Below are 21,293 nucleotides of genomic sequence, written 5' to 3'. Positions count from 1 at the left end.
CTCACGGGCGGGCCTTGCGCGCCGCCCTCGCCTGCTCCTGAAGCGCCACGTAATGATGCCAGACCAGCCTGGCGGCCAGCGAACGGTATGGCCGCCAAGGCTCCGCCACCTCGATCAGCTGTTTGGCCGTCGGCCTGTCCGCCCAGCCCTTCAGCCGCTGGACGCCGAGCTGGATCGCCAGATCGCCGACCGGCCAGATATCCGGCCGGTCGAGCGCGGCCATCAGATAGACCTCGGCGCTCCAGCGGCCGATGCCCTTCAGCGCGACGAGCCGGGCGATCGCCTCCTCGTCGGGCAGGTCATGGATGATGTCGAAATCGAGCAGGCCGCCCGCCGCCGCCTCGGCGAGGCCGCGGGCATAGCCGATCTTCTGGCGGGAGAAGCCGCAGGCACGCAAAGCCTCATCGTCGAGCGCCAGGATCGCCTCGGGCGTCACCGGGCCGCCGACCCGCTCCTGCAATTTGGCCCAGAGCGCCAGCGCCACCTTGGTGGACAGCTGCTGCTCCATCACCATGCGCAGCAGGCCGACGAAGCCGGTCGGCCGGACGAAGTCGCGGATCACCGGGCCGCCGACACGCAGGCATTCGGCGAAGATGGGGTCGAGCGCGGCCAGATAGGCGATGCTCATCGGCCGCGCCCCATGCCCCGGACCGGGTGGATCAGGCCACCAGCTCGATGGCGTAATCCTCGATCACGGTGTTGGCGAGCAGCTTGCCGCACATCGCCTCGACCTCCTTGCGGGCGGTCGCCTCGTCGGTGCTCTTGAGCTGGAGCTCGATCACCTTGCCGGCGCGGACGTCCTCGACGCCGTCGAAGCCCAGCGTGTGCAGCGCGTGCGCGATGGCCTTGCCCTGGGGGTCGAGAACGCCGCGCTTGAGGGTGACGTGAACCTTGGCCTTCATCGGATGTCCGCTCGTTTTGGGGTGTTGGTGGAAGGGGATGGTAACTGATCACTGGATCGTCTTGGGACCCTTGACGTCGCTCGGCCCGCCTTCCGGCAGGATGCCGAGGCGCCGCGCGACCTCCTGATAGGCTTCCTCGACACGGCCCAGATCCTGGCGGAAACGGTCCTTGTCGAGCTTCTCGTTGGTCTTGACGTCCCACAGCCGGCAATTGTCGGGGCTGATCTCGTCCGCCAGGACGATGCGCATCTCCTCATTTTCCCACAGCCGGCCGAACTCCAGCTTGAAGTCCACCAGCCGCAGGCCGATGCCGAGGAAGAGGCCGGAGAGATAGTCGTTCACGCGCAAGCTGAGCGCGACCATGTCGTCGAGATCCTGCGGAGCCGCCCAGCCGAAGGCGGTGATGTGCTCCTCCGAGACCATCGGGTCGTTCAGCTCGTCCGACTTGTAATAATACTCGATGATCGAGCGCGGCAGCGGCGTGCCCTCGGGAATGCCGAAGCGGCTCGACAGGCTGCCGGCGGCGACGTTGCGCACGACGACCTCGATCGGGATGATCTCCACCTCGCGCACCAGCTGCTCGCGCATGTTCAGGCGGCGCATGAAGTGCGTCGGCACGCCGATCTCGGACAGGCGGCTCATCAGATACTCGGAGATGCGGTTGTTCAGCACCCCCTTGCCGGTGATGACGCCCTTCTTCTGGTTGTTGAAGGCGGTGGCGTCGTCCTTGAAGTACTGCACCAGGGTGCCCGGCTCCGGACCTTCGAAGAGTACCTTGGCCTTGCCTTCGTAGATGCGCCGGCGTCGTGTCATCGCGTGTTTCGTCCAAATACGTAAGGACCGGTCAAGCGAGCTTGCCGGCCCAGGAATGTGCTTCAGTGATATAGCAAGCCGGGGGAGCGAACACAACGACGGGGGGCGGAGGGCAGGATTGTGCCGCCGCCGCTCCATTCCTCACAGCGCCACCGGCGCATAGTCCACGGCGTGCGGGCGGCCGGGGGCGAAGCGCCAGATCGGCTTCAGGTCCGGGCGCTCCACCGCGGGCAGCGCCAGCAGCGAGCTGGACGAGGTGCCGAAGCCGCCGGGCAGCAGGAAGTCCATGGCGCCGCGCTCGTCCGGCGTCCCCTCCCAGATGCGGCTGCCCATCAGCTCGGGCCAGCCGCCCCAGCCGAAGGACTCCGCGTCGGCGGCGTCGGCGGAGGGCGGCACGGCATGGGCGAACAGCGGGCGGTAGAAGGCGGTGCGCGGATCCTGCGGGTCGTCCAGCTCGAAGGCGGTCAGCATGTGGACGCCGGCGGGGATCGACGACACCTCCGGCCGGTGGCGCGGGTTGGCGCCGCGATGGACCACCAGATAGGCGTCGCGGTTGTCGGCGATCACCAGATTGAAGGGGCGGTAGGCGCGGATGTCGAGATGGGCGAAGCCGCGCGCCGCGTCGGCGGCGTCGGCATGGTCGAGCGCGTCCAGCACCAGCTCGCCGCGCGAGCGCTTGCCGGCCTCCGGCCCCAGCGTGCCGAAGCGGTTGAGGATGACCGCCGCCACCCCCTCGTCGTTCAGCCCCATCCAGGAGCCGCCGGCCAGCTCGTCGAGACCGGCGACCACATTGGGGCGGTCGGGCCAATGGCGGGCGGGGGGCCGCCAGGGCCGCCCGGCCATCTCGTCACGGTTCCCGGCGAGGGCCAGCGGCCAGGTCGCGTCCGGTCTACGCAGGAGGATCACGCTGCACATGCCTTGCCCTGTCTGTCGTGATGCGGTCTTCGAAAACGCGGTGCCGGACGACGCTTTGGAAGACGTTGCGGAATATCTTCGGCTGCGACGCGGCGGGACAGTGACGGACCCCGCGTCCGGGCTATATAATCCTTACCAAGGGGAGTGAAACCAATAAAGGAGCCTGGGTCCCATGACGACCTTCGACGACCGCGAAAAGGCCTTCGAGACCAAGTTCCAGCACGACGAGGACCTGCTCTTCCGCATCCGCGCCCGGCGCGACCGGCTGGCCGGCGAATGGGCCGCCGACCTGATGGGGCTGTCCGGGGCCGAGGCCGAGGCCTATGCCCGCCAGATCGTGGACACCGACATCGCCACCCCCGGCCCGCACGACATCCGCGACCGGCTGCGCACCGACCTGCACGCCCGCGGCGTCGACATCTCCGATCACCGGGTGGAGAAGCAGATGGCGCAGTTCCTCGACATCGCGCGGCAGCAGGTGAACCGGGACTGACCGGGCTCCGCCAAGCTCCCGCCAATCCGCCCGCCGGGACCCCGCCGCCGCCGGCGGCGGGCGATCCGTCACGCGTTCCCTATTCCGCGGCGCGGCCCAGGACATGCTGGCCGGCATAGTCGGCGATGCGGCGGATCAGCATGTCGATCTCGCCCTTCAGCCGGACGAAACCGTCGTGGCGTTCCAGCGTGTCCTCGTTCATGTAGAGGCGCCGGTTGATCTCGAGCTGGATCGAATGGCGGCCGCGCGCCGGCTCGCCGTAGCGCGCCAGCAGTTCCACCCCCTTGTAGGGATCGTTGATCGCCACGCGATGGCCGAAACCGCGCAGGGTCTCCGCCACCAGCCGGACGAATCCCGGCTCGCTGGTGGTGCCGTCGCGGTCGCCGATGACGAAATCCACCGCCAGCGGGTCGCGCCCGTCCGGCCGCAAGGACGATGGCATGGAATGGCAATTGACGTGCCAGACCACGCCGAACCGCGCCGCCAGACCGTCCAGGGCCAGCCGCATCTGCGCATGGTACGGCCGGTAATAGCGGTCGATGCGGTCGGCCACCGCGGCGGCCGGCAGCTTCCCGTCATAGAGCGGCACGCCCGGCCGCAGCATGCTGCGGATCAGCCCCATGCCCAGCGTGCTGCGCGGGGTCGGACGCAGCGGCGCCGGCCAGTCGCCGTCGATCAACGCCGGGTCGATGTCGTCAACGGCGCGGTTGACGTCGATGCAGGTACGGGGGAACAGCGCGCACAGCAGGGTGGCGCCATGGTCGGGAGCGCTGGCGAACAGCTCCTCCACATGGGTGTCCTCGGCCTGACGCAGCAGGGGAAGCGGGCAGATCACCTGGAAATCGGCGGGATAGACGCTGCCGCTGTGCGGCGAATCGAACAGCACCGGCAGGCGATGGCCGGCCGGATCGTTGCGGACAAGCACGTCATCGATCACGAGGCTCATCGACCGGCTCCGACCAGACGACCAAACATGGAAAACCCGAGCTGTGGAGGCGCAAGCCCGACCGACGCCATTGATCGGTCAGGGAAATCCTATAACCCAAGCGTCAAGCCGCCGTCGACGCCAATTCTTCATGATCCTGCCATGCCGCCGCAACAGTGCGCCGGGCCCGCCGGCCAAAAAAGCCGTGGCATCCGATCCGGCCGCACTGGCGCGGGGTCGTTTGGTTCGCCATACTGTTGAGAACGCCCACCGCTGGCGAGCCTTCCGCTTGACCGATCCCCTCTTCGCCCCCGTCGAACTCACCCCGCCGGACATCGCCCCCCACCGGCGCGGCAATACCGGCATCGACCATGTCACCAGCCTATCGGCGGCGGAGCCGGGGCCGCATGTGGTGTTGAACGCGCTGGTCCACGGCAACGAGCTGTGCGGCGCCATCGCGCTCGACGCGCTGCTGCGGATGGGGCTGCGGCCGGCGCGCGGGCGGCTGACCTTCGTCTTCGCCAACACCGCCGCCTATGCCGGCTTCGATCCCCGGAACCCCTACGCCTCGCGCTATCTCGACGAGGATTTCAACCGCCTGTGGTCACCGGAGCATCTCGACGGCCGGCGCGACAGCGCGGAGCTGCGGCGGGCCCGCATCCTGCGCCCGGTCTATGAGTCGGCGGACCTGCTGCTCGACCTCCATTCGATGACGGCGGACACCGCGCCGCTGACCCTGTGCGGCCGGACCAATCGCGGGCGCGATCTGGCGCTCGGCCTCGGCTATCCGGCCTGGGTGGTGGCGGATGGTGGGCATGCCGGGGGCAAGCGGCTGATCGATTACGGCGGATTCGCCGAACCGGAGGGCTCGCGCACCGCCATCCTGGTCGAATGCGGCCAGCATTGGCGGGCGGAGACCGCGACCGTCGCGCTGGAAAGCTGCCTGCGCCTGCTGCTTGGGCTGGAGATGATCCCTCCCGAGGCAATCGCGCCGCCGGCGAACGGCCCCCGCCTGCGCCCGCGCAGCGAACCGCAGCGCGTGGTCGAGGTGACCGAGGCCGTCACCGCGTCGAGCGAGCGTTTCCGCTTCACCGCCCCCTTCGTCGGGATGGAGGTGATCGGCCGCGCCGGCACGGTCATCGGCTGGGACGACGACCATGCGATCACCACCCCCTATGACGACTGCGTCCTGATCATGCCCGCCCGCCGCGTGAAGTCCGGCCAGACGGCGGTGCGGCTGGGGCGGATCGTCGGGTGAGGCACGGCAGGCGGAAGCACCACAGGTGAAGACTCGGGCGCGGCGCCCTCACTTCGCCGCCGGCTTGCCCTTCGTCCAGGTGGCGTTGGCGCTGAACAGCGGCACGGTGGAGATCGAGGTCTTGGCCGAGGCGTCCTTCACCTGCCGGCTGTACACCACATAAACCAGCGTGTCGTTCGGCCGGTCATAGATGCGGCGGATGGCGATCGACTTGAAGATCAGGCTCTTCCGCTCGGAGAAGACCTCCTCCCCCTTCTGCGACAGGTCGATGTCGCCGACGGTCACCGCCCCGGTCTGACGGCAGGCGATGGAGGCGTTGGACGGATCCTCGAACCAGTTGCCCTTGCTCAGCCGGTCGATCAGGCTGCGGTCGAAATCGACCAGATGGCAGGTGATGCCCTTCACCTTGGGATCCTCGATGGCCTGGACCTGCAGGCCGTTGCCGGTCCAGTCGTTGGAGAAGCGGCCGACAACGTCGTCCGCGGCCGCCGGGCGCGGCATCAGCCCGGCGGTGAGCAGGCCCAGAACCAAAAGGCCGGCGGAAACGTTCATCAGGGGAAACGGGCTGCGCATCGCGACTGGGTCTCCGGCAGGGACGGGCGGGACCGCGAGCGGCGCGGTCCGGCAAAACACTCCCCTAGATCGGAGGATCGGGCGCCACCGTCAAGCGCCGCCCTTCGGAGGCCCGGCCACCGCGATGACAGACCGCAGTCCGTTCGCCCAGCACCCCCCGGCACCCGCCCATCCGGCCTCACCCCACCCGGCCCCGGAGGCCCCGCCCGCCGGCACGCCGGAACCGGCGACGGCCCCCCTGCCCCCACCCGGCCATCGCCGCGATCCGCTGGCGGTGGCCGCCGTCGGGCTGTTCGTCATCGCCGTCCTGTTCATGCTGTATTTCGGGCGTGACGTGCTGCTGCCGATCATGCTGGCGCTGATCCTCAGCTTCCTGCTGCGGCCGCTGGTCCGCGCGCTGTACCGGGTCGGCGTGCCGGAGGGGATCGGCGCCGCCGTCCTGGTGATCACCCTGTTCGGCGGGGTGCTGCTGGCGGTCTACACCCTGTCGGCCCCGGCGGCGGAGTGGGTGAACCGCATGCCGCGGGTCCTGCACGAGCTGGAATTCAAGCTGGGCGACATCCGCGCCGGCATCGAGCGCGCCCGCGAGGCCTCGCGCCAGATCGAGCAGATCACCCAGGAGACCGGCAACGAGACCGGCCCGGCGCGCGAGGTGGTGGTGCGCGGCCCGTCGCTGATGGAACAGGCGGTCAGCCAGGTCGAATCGGTGCTCGCCAACGTCGTGATCCTTCAGGTGCTGCTCTATTTCTTCCTGGCGCGGGGACGGCATTCGCTGGAGGCGCTGATCGGCACCATGCGCGACGTCGACGACCGCGTGCATTACGCCATGGTCGCGGCGACGCTTCAGCAGAACATCGCCGCCTATCTGCTGACCATCACCCTGATCAACGCCATGCTGGGGCTGGCGACCGGATTGGTGATGTGGCTGTGGGGACTGCCCAACCCGGCGCTGTGGGGGGTCCTGGTGGCGCTGGCCAACTACATTCCCTTCATCGGTCCGGCGGTGATGACCGGCGTGCTGTTCCTGGTGTCGGTGATGACCTTCGAGGGCATCGGAACCATCCTGCTGCCGCCGCTGTCCTTCGTGGCGCTGACGACGATCGAGGGCAATTTCCTGACCCCGATGATCGTCGGGCGGCGGCTGGCGCTGAACCCGATCGCGGTGTTCGTGTCGATCCTGTTCTGGGGCTGGCTGTGGGGCATCCCCGGCGCGCTGCTGGCGGTGCCGATCCTGGCGATCCTCAAGATCCTGTTCGACGCGCATGAGCCGCTGAAGCCGGTGGGCGCGCTGCTGGGAGGGTGAGCCGGCGCCCTCACGCCACCGGGGCCAGCGGCAGATTGACCAGCAGATTCTGCGGCTTCAGCGCCAGCCGCCGTCCCTCGGTCATCGCCAGCCCGAGATAGACCGGCCGCCCGGCGAGATCGGGGCGCATGGCGGCGGGGTCGGCGAACTCCAGGCGGAACAGGGCGAGGATGCGGGCGAGCCGGTCCTCCCCCACCTCCACCCCGTTGTAGAGGTCGTTGAGGATCGCGGTGGCGGCGCCGTCCAGCCCGACATGCCAGACCCAGCGGTCGTCGTGGATGCTCCGCACCGGCTGGATGTTGACCGTCACCCCCAGGAAATGCGCCACCCACGCCTCCAGCACACGGGCGAGCGCGTCGAGCCCGGCGGCGGCGAAGGTGATGTCGAGCACGGTGTCGTGGCGGGCGTCGCGGCCCCAGTAGAGCGGATGGTTGGTCTCGTCCAGGATGTCGAGCTCGACGCCGCGCGGCGCGGTGCCGGCTTCCACCACCAGCCGGCCGAGCGAGCCGAAGCCGCCGGACGCCGCCATCACCTCCACCGTCTCGGCATCGGCGAGACGGACACGGCCATCCTCCAGCGACACCGTCTGTTCGCGGAAGAACAGCTCCCCCGCCCGCGCCCGCAGGCCGGACGGGGTTCCGTCGAGGATGCCGCGCAGGATGGCATGGGCGAGCTGGTCGATGAACAGGCCGGGCACGCCGCGCGCGCCCTCGCGGAAGAGCCGGATATAGCAGCCCTCCAGCGTCCCGGCGGCCAGCAGCCGGTCACGGAAGGCGAGCCAGACCTGGAAATTCTCCCGCGCGTCCGGATCGGCGATGGCGCCGAGCAGCGGGGCGGGCACGCTGCGCGCCGGCTCGTCCAGCAAGGCGGCGTGCAGCGTGCGCTCGGCGTCGCAGGCCTCCTCCGGCGGGCGCATCTCCGGCCGCAGCAGGTAGGCGCGCAGGAAATCGGGCGTCACCGCCAGATGATTGTCGGCGTCGCGGGTCAACAGGTGGAAGCCGGACGCCGTCCAGAAATCGGTCATGCTGCTGGGCACCTCTGGTCCTGAAGAAGGCTATCCGACGACGGGGCCGCCATCGGGCGCAAGCGTCTTGTCGAGGAAGGCGTCGATGTCCGCCCACACCCGGTCGCGGATGGCGTCGCACTCCATCAGCAGCTCGTGCCGCGCCCCCGGATAGTCGATCAGATGGGCGTTGCCGAGCCGCGCGGCCACCGCGTGGTGCGCCTCGGCCCGCACGACCCGGTCGTCCGGCGGGCTCAGCAGCAGCACCGGCGTGCGCACCCGCTCCAGCGGCAGGGCATGGCGGAGCGCATCCTCGGCATCCAGGGCGGCGGCGACCCAGGCGAAGCTGACGCCGCCGACGCGCAGCTCCGGCCTCGCGGCATAGGGGCCATGGAAGGCGGCATAGCGCCGGGGATCGGAGGTGATCCGGTTGCCCGGCCGGAAGCGCCCATTCGCCGGATCGTAATCGCCCTGCCCCAGCGCGTAGCGCGTGCCCAAGCCGCAGGCGAGGGCGAGAGCGGCCAGCCCCCGCATCAGCCAGCGCGGCAGCGGCGCGCTGTTGACGGCGTACATCGGCGCCGAGAGCAGCACGGCGGCATAGCGGCCGGGATCGTCGTCGCAATGGCGGGCCAGCGCCAGAGTCGCCACCAGCGCGCCCATCGAGTGGGCCAGCAGGATCAGCGGTCCGCCCGTCTCCGCCGCCACCGGCGCCACCACCTGCCGATGGAGCTCGTCGAGATCGTCCACCAGCGTCGCGAAATCGGTCAGATGATGAATCTGCCGGTTGGGCAGCGGCCGGTCGGACAGGCCCTGGTTGCGCCAGTCGACCGCCACCACGCGAAAGCCGCGGGCGGCGAGCGCGGCCGCGGTCTCGGCATATTTCTCGATGAACTCCGCCCGCCCGGTCAGCACCAGGGCCGTGCCGTGGACCCGCCGCGGCACCGGCCAGACGGCGACGCGCAGCCGCGCCCCGTCACGCATCGCGATATCGCGCATCACGACATGGCGCGGTTCCACCGAGGCGGCAGACGCCCCCCCGGCGCTGTCGAACGGGGCCGTCATCCCGGAGGCGGTTGCAGTCCAGGCAGCATCATCGGCCATGCTTTCTCCCCTGACCGTTGTGTTGGAAGCGGGATGGCTCCTCGGAAAGGCCCCGGGATCCGAATTCGTCAAGATATTGGAAACCGGAAATAGCGGCGATGTCTTTCTGCCCCCCGGCATGGGAACTCTTTTCCTTGAACGGCGTTGGTCCGCGGTTGGAGGTGTACCGATGAAGACAACACGCATCATCGTCCTGGCGATCGCCGCCACGACCCTGAGCGGGACCGCCGTCCCGGCGCTGGCGAAGGATAAGGCCAAGGTTCCACCCGTGCATGTCGAGCATGAGGATGGCGAACCGATCCTGGTCCACAAGGGCGAAGCGTCCTTTTACAGCCAGAAATTCCATGGCCGCACCACCGCCAGCGGCGAACCGATGAACCAGAACAAGCCGACCGCCGCGTCGCGGACCCTGCCGCTGGGCGCCAAGGCGACCGTCACCAACCAGGACAATGGCAAGAGCGTCGACGTCATCGTCAACGACCGCGGACCCTATGTCGATGGCCGAGTCATCGACCTGTCGCGATCCGCCGCCAGAAAGCTGGACATGATCGAGGACGGCACCGCCCCGGTGAAGGTCGAGGTCAAGCCGTCGGAGCAGCCCACCGACACCGCCCGCGAAAAGGTGGAGGAGAAGGTGGACCAGCTCGCCCCCGCCAGCCAGGTCGCCGAGCGCGACAGCCGCCGCGGCGCGGCCAGCGGCGGCACTGGTGATGATGCCAGCGGAAGAAGCGACACAGTGTCGCACCCTGGGTCCGGAAAGTAATGCTGCGGCGCGGCGAAGACGGCTTCCGATTCGCCGCATCCGCCGCCGATCATTTATTGCGTCGGCGAACCAACAGTCACCGGATGGTCAGGCCCCTGAAAAGAAACAGACTTTGGTGCCGCCATCCCGGCGTTTCCTTCAAAAGTCGCCCTCAAGGGCGCCCACTCCGTCAAAGCGATATGACTCTTACAGTAACCCACTGATCTTGCATCATTCCGCCCCCTATACCTCCGACTGGAAGTAATCCGGCGGCGGGAGATGCCTCTCCATTGTCACGGCGCCTGCCGGACCGGGCAATCGCCCACCCCGCCGACTTGAAGCAACCGTTAGAGATTTTTTTGCTTTTTTGGAGGAGACGTGGTGCCATTCTCCTCGCTGCGCTGCACATGACGCATCGCGGCGAACGGCGCGGCGCCCGGGCGCCAGACGCTGGAACAGGCACCGAGAGAAAGAGGAATTGCTGCGATGGACGACGTGCGTCAGGTCCGCAAGGATACCGAAGGCTACTGCATCGAAGACCTGTCCGTCGGCATGACGGCCAGCTTCGCCAAGACGGTGACGGAGGCCGACATCGTCCTGTTCGCGGGCATCTCCGGCGACACCAACCCGGTCCACATCAACCAGGAATATGCCGCGACCACCATGTTCCAGGGCCGCATCGCCCACGGCATGCTGACGGTCGGCTTCATTTCGGCGGTTCTCGGCACCAAGCTGCCGGGGCCGGGCTGCATCTACATGAGCCAGACGCTGAAGTTCAAGGCCCCGGTCCGCGCCGGCGACACCGTCACCGCCCGCGCCACCATCACCGAGCTGATCCCGGAAAAGCGCCGCTGCGTCATCAAGACCGTCTGCACCGTCGGCGAGACCGTGGTGGTCGAGGGCGAGGCGCTGCTGATGGTGCCGTCCCGCGGCTGAGCCCCGGCCAATCGGCCTGCCCGCCGCCAATTGGCCCGCTCGCCATCGTAAAGCGCGCCGGCGCGTTTACCCCGCGCCGGCGTCGGTCTATATAGACGCCCGAGCAAGCGGACCCGCCGGGGTCCGCCCACAGCACCGGGGCGCGCATGCGACTGTACAGACACACCGCCGACCTGCCGGCCGAGGAGCGCGGCGCCGTCGTGGCGCTGGGCAATTTCGACGGCGTCCATCGCGGGCATCAGGCGGTCATCGGCACCGCCCAGCGCCTTGCCGCCGAGATGAGCGTCCCATCGGCCGTGGTCACCTTCGAGCCGCATCCGCGCAGCGTCTTCCGCCCCGACGACCCGCCCTTCCGCCTGACGCCCTTCCGGGTGAAGACCCGCCATATCGAGGCGTTGGGCGTCGACCAGCTGATCGTCTGCCATTTCGACGACGGCTTCCGCCACAAGACCGCGCAGGCCTTCGTCGACGAGGTGCTGGTCGGCGGGCTGGGCGTGCGCCATGTCGTCTGCGGCTACGACTTCCTGTTCGGCCACAGGCGGTCGGGCGATCCGGCCTTCCTTCAGGCCGCCGGGCACGCCCAGGGCTTCGGCGTGACGGAGGTCGGACCGGTGTCCGACGAACAGGGCGGCGTCTATTCCTCCACCCGCGTGCGCGACGCGCTGACCGCCGGCCGGCCGCGCGAAGCCGCCCATGTGCTGGGCCACCCCTGGGAGATCGAGGGGCGCGTCGTCCATGGCGACCAGCGCGGCCGCACCATCGGTTTCCCCACCGCCAACATCGAGCTGGGCGAGTATCTGCGCCCGGCCTTCGGCGTCTATGCCATCCGCGCCGGGGTCGACCGCGGCGGCGAGACCGTCTGGCTGCCGGGCGTGGCCAATCTGGGCGCCCGTCCCACCGTCGACGGCACGGTCGCCCGGCTGGAGGCCCACCTGTTCGACGTCGATCTGGACCTGTACGATCTGCACCTGCGGGTGCGGATGATCGATTTCCTGCGGCCGGAAATGAAGTTCCCCAGCTTCGCCGCGCTGAAGGACCAGATCGTGCAGGATGCCGCCGCCGCCCGCGCCATGCTGACGGCCGGCTGAAAGGGAGGGATGCCGGGATGGAACGGGTTCTCATGCTGCTGTTCATACTGAACCAGGGCGGCCCGACCACGCTGGAATTCGCCAGCCTGGACCAGTGCAAGGCGGCCGAGCCGATCATCATCCAGAATTATCGCGAGATGACCGGCAACACCGTGCTGTCGCGCTGCATCCGCATGGTGTTGCCGGAAAAATAAGCGGGACGGACAAGCGGACGGCGGGCGTTGGCGGCGGGGATGCCGTGCGCGATGCGCGCTGGTGGCCGTGGTTTCATCTGATACAGTGCCGCCCCGTTTCCGCTTCCCTCGGCAAGCCGCCCCGATGCCCCGTCCCGATTCCCTGACGATCCGCGTCCTGCTGACCGCGCTGGTCGCCTTCGGCCCGCTCTCCACCGACCTTTATCTGCCGTCGCTGCCGACGCTGGTGCGGGTGTTCGACACCGATGTCGCCACGGTGCAGTTGACGCTGTCGATCTTCCTGGTCGGCTTCGCGGTGTCGCAGCTGGTCTATGGCCCGATGTCCGACCGCTTCGGCCGGCGGCCGACCCTGCTGGTGGGGGTGGCGATCTATCTGGCGGCCAGCGCCGTCTGCGCCCTGACCAGCAACATCGAAGGGCTGATCGCCGCCCGCTTCTTCCAGGCGCTCGGCGCCTGCTGCGGACCGGTGGTGGCCCGCGCGGTGGTGCGCGACGTCTTCGGCCGCGACCGTTCGACCACGGTGCTCGCCTATATGGCGATGGCGATGGCGTTGGCCCCGGCGGTGGCGCCGATGCTGGGCGGCGTGCTGATGGAACTGTCGGGCTGGCGTGCCAGCTTCGTCCTGCTGACGGTCTTCGCCTGCGCCATCCTGGCGGCGGTGTGGCTTCTCCTGCCCGAGACCAACGCGCAGCGCGACGAGGAGGCCCTCCAGCCCGGCCGGCTGGCCGCCAACTATCTGCTTCTGCTGCGCAACCGCGGCTTTCTCGGCTCCGTGCTGGTGGTGGCCTTTTCCTACAGCGGCATCTTCTCCTTCATCTCCGGCTCCTCCTTCGTGCTGATCGAACAGCTGCATCTGAGCCCGGCGCAGTTCGGCGCCAGCTTCGGCGCGGTGGTGCTGGGCTATATGCTGGGCTCCTTCCTGGCCGGGCGGCTGACGCGGCGGCTCGGCGGCGCGCGGATGATCCGGATCGGCACGCTGCTGTCGCTCTGCGGCGGGCTGACGGGCGGCGGGCTGGCGCTGGCCGGCGTCCTGCATCTGGCGGCCATCGTGGTCCCGGTCTTCCTGTTCATCCTGGGCGCCGGACTGACCCTGCCCAACGCCACCGCCAACGCGGTCGGCCCCTACCCCACCATGGCCGGGCTCGCCTCCTCGCTGCTCGGCTTCGCCCAGATGTCCATCGCCGCCGTCATCGGCATCGTCGTCGGCCACATGAACAACGGCACCGCCCTGCCGATGATGGGGACCATCGGTCTGGTGGCGCTGGGGGCGCTGCTGTCCCACCGGCTGCTGGTCATCCCCGCGGCGAAGAGCGGGCGATCCGCCTGATCCGGCCAGTAGCAGCGGCATCCGGGGGGCCGGCATCTCGGGCCGCGTTCCGGGCGACGCGGCGGCGCTCCCGCGGCTTGCGCGCCTCATCGGAACGGGGATCGCCGGACACCGCCCGTCCCGGCGGAGGGAAATGGTCGATCAGCAGGGTGAACAGGACGGTCACGCCCAGGCACAGCGCCAGCGTCATACCGGCAAGCCCATAGAAGCCGGCACCGCAGGCGATGCCGAGCCCGCCCGCCATCCAGATGACCGCGGCGGTCGTGGCGCCATGCACGCTGTCGCCGGAGCGGAACATCACGCCGGCGCTGATGAAGCCGACCGCCTGCGCCACGCCCTGGATGACACGCACCGGGTCGCTCGGCCGCTCGCCGCCGCCGGCCTGCAAGCCGGCGAAAAGCTCCAGCGCGACCATGGTGGTCAGGGCGCAGCTGATGGAGATCAGCGTATGCGTGCGCAGCCCCGCCGCCTTGCCCCGCATTTCGCGATCCAGCCCGAGCAGCGCCCCGCAAAAGGCGGCGGCCAGCAACCGCAACCCCATCTCCTCCATGGTCAGAATCGCGGTCAAGTCCATGAAATCGCTCCGGTTTTCCTAGCTCCCCGACGGCCTGCCACTTTTTTGGGACGTGGGGCATTTTTCACTTTGAATCCGATCCCGTTGGATCTATGTAACGCGAACTCGCAAGCGCACGTGCCGCTGGCCCGCCCCTCGGCGTCTCCGAGATGTGGTTATGCAACGACGTAACGCGTGATCCCCGACCGTCCCTTAAACAAGGCGGCGACTTGGAGGTTACGATGGTTGATGTTGTTGTGGGTGGGCGCGCGCTCACCCGTCTCCGAACTCCCTCGCTCCTGGACCATACGGACAGAACCGGCTTCTGTACGGGGCAATCCAGTATTGGCGGCCTGAGCGCCTGATCGGCTTTTTTCGCCGATCGGTTCGCGCTGGGCCGCTCCGTTCCCCCGACTTCGCCCTTTCCGTTCCATCATCTTGCGTCCCAGGAGACTGAGATGACCCAGAAGATTGCGCGCTTTTTCGAAGAGCAGCGCCCGCAGACCCCTTGCCTCGTCATCGATCTGGACGTTGTCGAGCAGAACTACAACGATCTGCATGACGCCCTGCCCGACGCCCGCATCTTCTATGCGGTGAAGGCGAACCCGGCCGCGGAAATCCTCGGCCTGCTGGCCCGTCTCGGCTCCGCCTTCGACTGCGCCTCCGTCCCGGAAATCCAGATGGCGCTGGCCGCCGGCGCCACCCCGGACCGCATCTCCTTCGGCAACACCATCAAGAAGGAAGGCGACATCCGCCGCGCCTATGAGCTGGGCGTGCGCCTGTTCGCCTTCGACAGCGAGCCGGAGCTGGAGAAGATCGAGCGCGCCGCCCCCGGCGCCCGCGTCTTCTGCCGCATCCTGACCTCGGGCGAAGGGGCGGAATGGCCGCTGTCGCGCAAGTTCGGCTGCGATCTGGCGATGGCGCGCGCGCTGCTGCTGAAGGCCCGCGACATGGACGTCCAGCCCTATGGCGTGTCCTTCCATGTCGGCTCGCAGCAGAAGGACCTGATGCAGTGGGACCATGCCATCTTCCAGGTGGCGCAGCTGTTCCGCGAGCTTGAGGTTCTCGGCGTCGATCTCGGCATGATCAACCTCGGCGGCGGCTTCCCCACCCGCTACCGCACCGACGTGCCGGAATGCACCGCCTACGGCCAGGCGATCTTCGACTCGCTGCGCACCCATTTCGGCAACCACCTGCCGGAAACCATCGTCGAGCCCGGCCGCGGCATGGTCGGCAGCGCCGGCATCATCGAGAGCGAAGTGGTCCTGGTGTCGCGCAAGTCGGCCGAAGACGCCAAGCGCTGGGTCTATCTCGACATCGGCAAGTTCGGCGGTCTGGCCGAGACGATGGATGAGGCGATCCAGTACCCGATCGAGGTGCTGGGCGACGAGGCCATCGACGGGCAGGACGACGACCGCGAGGCGGTGATCCTCGCCGGCCCGACCTGCGACAGCGCCGACGTGCTGTATGAGCGCGCCGAGTACAGGATGCCGATGGGGCTGAAGGCCGGCGACCGCGTGCGCATCCATGCCACCGGCGCCTACACCACCACCTATTCGGCCGTCTGCTTCAACGGCTTCGAGCCGCTCAAGCACTACTGCATCTGAAAGACGGGGGCGGGTCTCCACCCTGCCCTTGCCCGACGCGTCAAGTAAAAGCCCGCCTGCCGGTCATCCGGCGGCGGGCTTCTTCGTTCTGAGATGCTCAGTTTTTAAGCTGATCAGTTTTTAGGCACCCCGAAATCCGGGCAATGAAAAAGGCCGCTTCCGATCAACGGAAGCGGCCTTTTTCGATGCGTTCGCCGGCCGGCGTGCAAGCGCTCATTCGCGCCAGAACGGCTTGGACATCTCGCGCTCGGCATCCAGGCGGCTGAAGCCGATGTCCTGCAGCATGCGGTCGTCCAGATAACCCAGCTCGCGGCGGGTGATAACGCGCTGGCGCCACAGGCCGAACAGGTTGGAAGCGACCTCGACGACATGGGCGAAGGTCGAGGTGGTGCGGCCGGCTTCGGCCGAATGCAGCATGGTGGCCATGATGGAGATTCCTGAGATGTCTTGTTATGGAGGGTCCGCCGGTCGGCGATCACGTCCTCCTTGTGTGGAAATATAATTACGCTCCTTTCCGCCATGTTGCCACCCCCGTCGGCAACATGCCCGCTTTGCAGGCAGCGAAGAACTCACCATGGAATGTCACCGATCTGTGGCAAAATCGTCATTGCGGATACTTACCGTCAGCAACACAGACAATAAGGAACCTGCGCATCGACATCCGCTGGACAAGCCGGACCGACTTGGGCGATGTATTGTTTTACTTACTGATCAATCGCGCGAGCGCGCGAGCAGGCCGATGGACGGACGATGAACAGCCCCCTCCCCCTCCTCCCGCCGGGCATCGACACCATCGGTTTCGATGGCGACGACACGCTCTGGCACAATGAATCGCTGTTTTCGATGACGCAGGACCGGTTCCGCGCCCTGCTCGCCCATGCCGCCGATCCCGCCGACCTCGACCGCCGCCTGCTGGAGGCCGAACGGGCCAATCTCGGTGTCTATGGCTATGGCATTAAGGGCTTCGTCCTGTCGATGATCGAAACGGCGATCGCGGTCACCGACGGCCATGTCCCGGCCCGCGACCTGCAAAGCCTGATCGATTTTGGCAAGGCGATGCTGGCGCATCCGGTGGAGTTGCTGCCGGGCGTGGCGGAAGTGGTGGAGAAGCTGTCCGGGCGCCACCGGCTGGTGCTGATCACCAAGGGCGATCTGTTCGACCAGGAGAGCAAGATCGCGCGCTCCGGCCTGTCGGAGCGGTTCCATGCGGTGGAGATCGTCAGCGAGAAGGACCCGGCGACCTACCGCCGGGTGATGGATCGTCACGGCATCGACCCGGCGCGTTTCCTGATGGTCGGCAACTCGCTACGCTCCGACATCCTGCCGGTTCTGGCCACCGGCGCCCACGCCGTCCACATCCCCTACGCCATCACCTGGGCGCATGAGGAGGCCGAGGTGCCGGACGAGCAGTATCGCCGGCTGGAGTCGATCCGCGACCTGCCGGCCCTGCTGGCGATTTGAAGAAGGAGCGCCGCCCGTGATCCTGTCCCCTCTGCCCGACCTTGCCGGCATCACGCCCGAGACCGGCGCCCCGGCGGCCGACCGCCTCCTGTCGGGGGCTCCGGTCTTCACCACATGGAACGGCTACGAGTCGGCCGACGGCAAGCGCTTCGCCGGCACTTGGCGATCGACGCCGGGGTCCTGGCGCATCGTCTATGACGAGTGGGAATATTGCGAGATCCTGGAGGGCGAGAGCGTCGTCGCCCATGAGGATGGGCGGTCATGGCCCCTGAAGGCCGGCGACCGCTTCGTCATCGAACCGGGATTCCAGGGGAGCTGGACGGTGGTCGCCACCACCACCAAGCGCTATGTGGTCGTCCTGCCCTGAGATCCGTTTCAGCCGGTGATCTCGACCGTGTTCTGGGTAGCGCTGTGGCTCAGGATGGTAACGGCCTTGCGCCCGATCTCCACCGCCAGCACGCCCAGGACCAGGACCGAGGCGACCAGCATCAGGCGGGCGATATCGCGGGTCCAGACACGCTTGCGGGCGTTGGCCCGGCGATGCTCGCGCAACACGGCCCGCGCGGCGCGGCGGTTCAGGCGTTGTCCCATCCAGGCGGTGGCGGCCATGATGCGCTCCCTGCTTACCCCGAACAGCTTAATCCGGATAAGTCGATATACTTTTATATAAAATTTTATCTTATATGGCAAGAGCCGGATCCCACGGCATTGATGCCGCAGGATCCGGCGTCGCGATCTCGCCCCCCGGCTATTCCTTGAAGGCCACCTCGCGCTGGCGGCGGAAGGCCGGCAGCAGGACCAGGACCAGCAGCCCGGCGGCGACCGCCATCAGACCGGCGCTGATCGGGCGGCTGACGAAGACGGTCAGGTCGCCCTGCGACAGCAGCATGGCCCGGCTCAGATTCTCCTCCAGCAGCGGACCGAGGACGAAGCCGAGCAGCAGCGGCGCCGGCTCGCAGTCGAGCTTCTTCAGCACATAGCCGAACAGGCCGAAGCCGGCCATCACCGCCACGTCGAAGACGTCGTTGCGCAGGCTGTAGGTGCCGATGCAGCAGAAGACCAGAATGGCCGGGAACAGATAGGCGTAGGGCACGCGCAGCAACCGTACCCAGATGCCGATCAATGGCAGGTTCAGCACCACCAGCATGACATTGCCGACCAGCATGCTGGCGATCATGCCCCAGAACAGCTCCGGCTGCTTGGTCATGATCTGCGGCCCCGGCGTGATGCCATGGATCATCATGGCGCCGATCATCAGCGCCATCACCGCATTCGACGGAATGCCGAGGCTGAGCATCGGGATGAAGCTGGCCTGGGCGCCGGCATTGTTGGCGGCCTCAGGCCCGGCGACGCCCTGGATGGCGCCCTTGCCGAAGGCGGCGGGATCGCGCGCCACCTTCTTTTCCAACGCGTAGGAGGAGAAGGCGCTGAGCGTGGCGCCGCCGCCCGGCAGGATGCCGAGGAAGGCCCCCAGCGCCGTGCCGCGCACCGCCGCCGGCCAGGCCTCCTTGAAGTCCGCCCAGCTCGGCCAAAGGCTGTGGATCGGCGACGGCTCGATGCCGCGGCCCTCCGTCTCCTCCAGGTTGATGATGATGTCGGCCAGTCCGAACAGACCCATGGCGAGCGGCACGAAATCCAGCCCGTCATAGAGCTGCGGAATGTCGAAGGTGAAGCGCATCTGCCCCGAATTGACGTCGGTGCCGACCATCGACAGCAGAAGCCCGATCAGGATCATCGCCACCGCCTTCACGACCGAGCCATGGGCGAGGATCACCGCGCCGATCAGGCCGACCAGCATCAGCGCCACATATTCCGACGGGCCAAAGGCCAGCGCCACCCCGGCCAGCGGCGGGCCGGCGATGGCGATGACCAGCGTGGTGACGATGCCGGCGAACAGCGAGGCGAGCGCCGCCGTCGCCAGGGCGACACCGCCGCGGCCCTGGCGCGCCATGGCGTTGCCGTCCAGACAGGTCATGACCGAGGAGGATTCGCCCGGCAGCTTGACCAGGATGGCGGTGGTGGAGCCGCCATACTGGGCGCCGTAGAAGATGCCGGCGAGCATGATCAGCGCGCCGACCGGCGGCAGATAGAAGGTGATCGGCAGCAGCAGGGCCACCGTCGCCGTCGGACCCAGGCCGGGCAGGACGCCGATCAGCGTGCCGATCAGGGCGCCGAGAAAGCAGTAGACCAGATTCATCGGTTCGACCGACACGCCCAGCCCAAGCCAGAGATTGGCGAAGACGTCGGTCATGGCCAGATCTGGAGCGGCAAGCCCAGCCCCCAGGAAAAGATGGCGACACAGACCGACGCCAGCGTCGCCCATAGGGCGGTGAAGGGTCCGGGACGCAACGGCCGGCCGGCCAGCCCGCCGATCCAGATCAACGCCAGGATGGCGAGCACCAGCCCGAGCCTGTCGAGCAGGGCGGCGAACGCCACCACCGCGACCGTGATGGCGATCAACGGCCGCCATGCCCAGCCCAGCGTCGCCGGCGCCTCGGCGGTCAAGCCGCGCAGCATCGTCACCAGCCCGGTCGCCAGCAGCAGATAGCAGACGAGGCGCGGAAAGAAGCCCGCCTGCATCATCGCCAGCGATCCGGCCGACCAGCCGCGCGCCAACCACAGCCCGCCAAGGGCGATGCCCCCGAACAACAGCCCGGCGGCGAAATCCTGGGGCGATCTCAGCCGGGAAGCCGGCGGCCTGGGCGATCTCGAAATATGTGTCATTGGATGGATGTCCGCTCTCTCAGGCATGTGATGGCGACGGGATCGCTGGCCGCGACCTCTGCTTCAACGAGGCGGGACGCCTGTGCTGCGGCCGGCCACCTCCGCCGATCCGCCCCCAAGCCTCTTTCGCCGATGGAGTTGCGCAAGCTTCGGAAGATACACCCCTCTTGGTCGAATCATCCCATCAATGCGCCCTTATAAATCCGGATCAATCGGCACTTCATCGGATTTTTGCTTGGGCATCAGCGTCAAATTGCTCGCATGGATACGGATTTCATCCGATCATACACGCGTATATCCGGGGGCGCGACCCTGGTCAGGGGCCCCAATAAGCCGATCAGAAAAATCAGAGGGAAAGATGATGACAGCAGCGACCCACTTCCTGCGCGCGGCCTGCCGCCGAGCCGCGTCCTTCGCCGGCATGGCGTTGGCGGGCCTGATCCTGAGCGCCGGCGCCAGCCCGGCGCTCCAGGCCGCCTATCCGGAAAAGCCGATCACCATGATCGTCGCCTATGGGGCCGGCGGCTCGACCGACGTGACCGCCCGCATGCTGGCGCCCTACATCGAGCGCAATCTGGGCGGCGCGCGGATCGTGGTGCTGAACCGTCCGGGCGCCGGCGGCGAGATCGGCTTCGCCGCCATCGCCGACGCCGCTCCCGACGGCTACACCATCGGCTTCATCAACACGCCCAACCTGATCACCATCCCGATCGAACGCCAGGCCCGCTATGGCCTGGACCGGCTGGATCCTCTGGTGAACGTCATCGACGACCCGGGCGTGATGACCGTCCGCGCCGACAGCCCCTTCCACACCGTCGCCGATGTGGTCAACCACGCCAAGGCCAATCCGCGCACCCTGACCGTCGGCACCACCGGGATCGGTTCGGACGACCATCTCGCGATGGTGCTGCTGGAGCGGCAGGCCGGAGTCCATCTGACCCATGTCCCCTTCCCCGGCAGCGCGGAGAATTACCGCGCGATGCTGGGCCAGCACATCCAGATCACCAACCAGAATCTGGGCGAGGGGCTGCGCGGCCTGGCCGGCGGCGACCCGGTGCGGATGCTGGGGGTGATGAGCCGGTCGCGTTGGGACATGGCGCCGGACCTGCCGACCTTCCGCGAGCAGGGCTATGCCATCGACATGGTGTCGATGCGCGGCATCGGCGCGCCGAAGGGCCTGCCGCCGGAAATTCGCGGCACCCTGATCGATGCGATCACCAAGGCCGCCATGGATCCGGAATTCCAGGCCAAGGCCCGCGAGACCTTCCAGCCGCTGCGCATCGTCGCCCCCGACGCCTTCGCCGCCGAGCTGACCCAGCTCGACAGCGACTTCCGCAAGCTGTGGGCCGAGACGCCCTGGAAATAAGAAACGCTA

General features: G+C 68.0%; 25 protein-coding genes. 12 read left to right on the top strand and 13 right to left on the bottom strand.

All coding sequences use genetic code 11. The features are described 5' to 3' along the window. Window position 1: 1 nt before the first annotated feature. From AZL_RS03355 to AZL_RS03340, 4 genes are all read right to left on the bottom strand, one after another. On the bottom strand, window positions 2-628 hold the full coding sequence (locus tag AZL_RS03355; RefSeq protein WP_012973260.1) for a DNA-3-methyladenine glycosylase family protein: 627 nt from the start codon (window positions 626-628) through the stop codon (window positions 2-4). Window positions 629-659: 31 nt separating this feature from the next. Continuing rightward, a complete protein-coding gene (purS, locus tag AZL_RS03350; RefSeq protein WP_012973259.1) occupies window positions 660-902 on the bottom strand; it encodes a phosphoribosylformylglycinamidine synthase subunit PurS in 243 nt (80 codons plus the stop codon). A 48-nt stretch (window positions 903-950) separates the two neighbouring features. Further along, a complete protein-coding gene (gene purC, locus AZL_RS03345; protein ID WP_012973258.1) occupies window positions 951-1,715 on the bottom strand; it encodes a phosphoribosylaminoimidazolesuccinocarboxamide synthase in 765 nt (254 codons plus the stop codon). 141 nt (window positions 1,716-1,856) lie between these two features. Next, entirely contained in the window at window positions 1,857-2,630 is a 774-nt protein-coding gene (locus tag AZL_RS03340; RefSeq protein WP_012973257.1) for an NRDE family protein, read from the bottom strand. Window positions 2,631-2,802: 172 nt separating this feature from the next. On the opposite strand from AZL_RS03340, the gene AZL_RS03335 reads away from it, so the two are divergent. Beyond that, window positions 2,803-3,123, top strand: a complete 321-nt coding sequence (locus AZL_RS03335) for a DUF1476 domain-containing protein (RefSeq protein ID WP_012973256.1) — start codon at window positions 2,803-2,805, stop codon at window positions 3,121-3,123. A gap of 79 nt (window positions 3,124-3,202) precedes the next feature. On the opposite strand, the gene AZL_RS03330 is transcribed toward AZL_RS03335, so the two are convergent. Beyond that, entirely contained in the window at window positions 3,203-4,069 is an 867-nt protein-coding gene (locus AZL_RS03330) for an N-formylglutamate amidohydrolase (RefSeq protein ID WP_012973255.1), read from the bottom strand. Window positions 4,070-4,337: 268 nt separating this feature from the next. Here AZL_RS03330 and AZL_RS03325 point away from each other — a divergent pair, with 268 nt between their 5' ends. Continuing rightward, window positions 4,338-5,306, top strand: coding sequence for a succinylglutamate desuccinylase/aspartoacylase domain-containing protein (locus AZL_RS03325; protein WP_042442445.1), 969 nt, complete (start codon window positions 4,338-4,340; stop codon window positions 5,304-5,306). A gap of 48 nt (window positions 5,307-5,354) precedes the next feature. Here the strand turns inward: AZL_RS03325 and AZL_RS03320 are convergent, their stop codons facing one another. Continuing rightward, complete coding sequence (locus AZL_RS03320; protein WP_012973253.1) at window positions 5,355-5,879, bottom strand: CreA family protein; 525 nt, start codon at window positions 5,877-5,879, stop codon at window positions 5,355-5,357. A gap of 124 nt (window positions 5,880-6,003) precedes the next feature. On the opposite strand from AZL_RS03320, the gene AZL_RS03315 reads away from it, so the two are divergent. Further along, window positions 6,004-7,182: an AI-2E family transporter gene (locus tag AZL_RS03315; RefSeq protein ID WP_063828217.1), complete on the top strand. Its 1,179-nt coding sequence runs from the start codon at window positions 6,004-6,006 to the stop codon at window positions 7,180-7,182. Window positions 7,183-7,192: 10 nt separating this feature from the next. Here AZL_RS03315 and AZL_RS03310 read toward each other — a convergent pair whose 3' ends face one another. Both AZL_RS03310 and AZL_RS03305 read right to left on the bottom strand, forming a co-directional pair. After that, on the bottom strand, window positions 7,193-8,206 hold the full coding sequence (locus AZL_RS03310; RefSeq protein WP_042442443.1) for a DUF6352 family protein: 1,014 nt from the start codon (window positions 8,204-8,206) through the stop codon (window positions 7,193-7,195). 30 nt (window positions 8,207-8,236) lie between these two features. Further along, complete coding sequence (locus tag AZL_RS03305) at window positions 8,237-9,286, bottom strand: alpha/beta hydrolase (RefSeq protein WP_247894258.1); 1,050 nt, start codon at window positions 9,284-9,286, stop codon at window positions 8,237-8,239. A gap of 169 nt (window positions 9,287-9,455) precedes the next feature. Between AZL_RS03305 and AZL_RS03300 the strand changes: the two genes are divergently transcribed. From AZL_RS03300 to AZL_RS03285, 5 genes are all read left to right on the top strand, one after another. Continuing rightward, complete coding sequence (locus AZL_RS03300; protein WP_012973249.1) at window positions 9,456-10,049, top strand: septal ring lytic transglycosylase RlpA family protein; 594 nt, start codon at window positions 9,456-9,458, stop codon at window positions 10,047-10,049. 465 nt (window positions 10,050-10,514) lie between these two features. Further along, a complete protein-coding gene (locus AZL_RS03295) occupies window positions 10,515-10,964 on the top strand; it encodes a MaoC family dehydratase (RefSeq protein ID WP_012973248.1) in 450 nt (149 codons plus the stop codon). Between the two features lie 146 nt (window positions 10,965-11,110). After that, the gene (locus AZL_RS03290; protein WP_012973247.1) at window positions 11,111-12,052 is read left to right on the top strand and encodes a bifunctional riboflavin kinase/FAD synthetase; all 942 of its coding nucleotides are present in this window, start codon (window positions 11,111-11,113) and stop codon (window positions 12,050-12,052) included. A gap of 17 nt (window positions 12,053-12,069) precedes the next feature. After that, the gene (locus tag AZL_RS36565; RefSeq protein ID WP_173380466.1) at window positions 12,070-12,246 is read left to right on the top strand and encodes a hypothetical protein; all 177 of its coding nucleotides are present in this window, start codon (window positions 12,070-12,072) and stop codon (window positions 12,244-12,246) included. Between the two features lie 124 nt (window positions 12,247-12,370). Then, a complete protein-coding gene (locus AZL_RS03285; protein WP_042442441.1) occupies window positions 12,371-13,573 on the top strand; it encodes a multidrug effflux MFS transporter in 1,203 nt (400 codons plus the stop codon). On the opposite strand, the gene AZL_RS03280 is transcribed toward AZL_RS03285, so the two are convergent. After that, window positions 13,539-14,147 (bottom strand): MgtC/SapB family protein, encoded by a 609-nt coding sequence (locus AZL_RS03280; RefSeq protein ID WP_012973245.1) that lies wholly within the window; start codon window positions 14,145-14,147, stop codon window positions 13,539-13,541. The genes AZL_RS03285 and AZL_RS03280 overlap by 35 nt on opposite strands. A 437-nt stretch (window positions 14,148-14,584) precedes the next feature. On the opposite strand from AZL_RS03280, the gene AZL_RS03275 reads away from it, so the two are divergent. Further along, window positions 14,585-15,733 carry a type III PLP-dependent enzyme gene (locus AZL_RS03275; protein ID WP_012973244.1) on the top strand — a complete coding sequence of 383 codons (1,149 nt, stop codon included), beginning with the start codon at window positions 14,585-14,587 and terminating at the stop codon, window positions 15,731-15,733. A 213-nt stretch (window positions 15,734-15,946) separates the two neighbouring features. Here the strand turns inward: AZL_RS03275 and AZL_RS03270 are convergent, their stop codons facing one another. Beyond that, the gene (locus AZL_RS03270) at window positions 15,947-16,159 is read right to left on the bottom strand and encodes a DUF1127 domain-containing protein (protein ID WP_042442439.1); all 213 of its coding nucleotides are present in this window, start codon (window positions 16,157-16,159) and stop codon (window positions 15,947-15,949) included. A 324-nt stretch (window positions 16,160-16,483) separates the two neighbouring features. Between AZL_RS03270 and AZL_RS03265 the strand changes: the two genes are divergently transcribed. Then, the gene (locus tag AZL_RS03265) at window positions 16,484-17,194 is read left to right on the top strand and encodes an HAD family hydrolase (RefSeq protein WP_012973243.1); all 711 of its coding nucleotides are present in this window, start codon (window positions 16,484-16,486) and stop codon (window positions 17,192-17,194) included. A 16-nt stretch (window positions 17,195-17,210) separates the two neighbouring features. Then, on the top strand, window positions 17,211-17,561 hold the full coding sequence (locus tag AZL_RS03260; protein ID WP_012973242.1) for a cupin domain-containing protein: 351 nt from the start codon (window positions 17,211-17,213) through the stop codon (window positions 17,559-17,561). A gap of 8 nt (window positions 17,562-17,569) precedes the next feature. Here the strand turns inward: AZL_RS03260 and AZL_RS03255 are convergent, their stop codons facing one another. The 3 genes from AZL_RS03255 to AZL_RS03245 form a co-directional block, all read right to left on the bottom strand. Next, window positions 17,570-17,803, bottom strand: coding sequence for a hypothetical protein (locus AZL_RS03255; protein WP_042442436.1), 234 nt, complete (start codon window positions 17,801-17,803; stop codon window positions 17,570-17,572). A 139-nt stretch (window positions 17,804-17,942) separates the two neighbouring features. Next, window positions 17,943-19,445: a tripartite tricarboxylate transporter permease gene (locus tag AZL_RS03250; RefSeq protein ID WP_012973241.1), complete on the bottom strand. Its 1,503-nt coding sequence runs from the start codon at window positions 19,443-19,445 to the stop codon at window positions 17,943-17,945. Beyond that, window positions 19,442-19,918 (bottom strand): tripartite tricarboxylate transporter TctB family protein, encoded by a 477-nt coding sequence (locus AZL_RS03245; protein ID WP_042442434.1) that lies wholly within the window; start codon window positions 19,916-19,918, stop codon window positions 19,442-19,444. Before AZL_RS03245 ends, AZL_RS03250 begins: the two co-directional genes overlap by 4 nt. Window positions 19,919-20,276: 358 nt before the next feature. Between AZL_RS03245 and AZL_RS03240 the strand changes: the two genes are divergently transcribed. Further along, window positions 20,277-21,284 (top strand): tripartite tricarboxylate transporter substrate binding protein, encoded by a 1,008-nt coding sequence (locus AZL_RS03240; RefSeq protein WP_012973239.1) that lies wholly within the window; start codon window positions 20,277-20,279, stop codon window positions 21,282-21,284. The last annotated feature ends 9 nt before the right edge of the window (window positions 21,285-21,293 follow it).

This window comes from Azospirillum sp. B510 (genome assembly GCF_000010725.1).
Taxonomy (GTDB): domain Bacteria; phylum Pseudomonadota; class Alphaproteobacteria; order Azospirillales; family Azospirillaceae; genus Azospirillum; species Azospirillum lipoferum_B.
The sequence above is the reverse complement of the archived record's forward strand: the minus strand, read 5'-3'. Positions and strand labels throughout refer to the sequence as shown.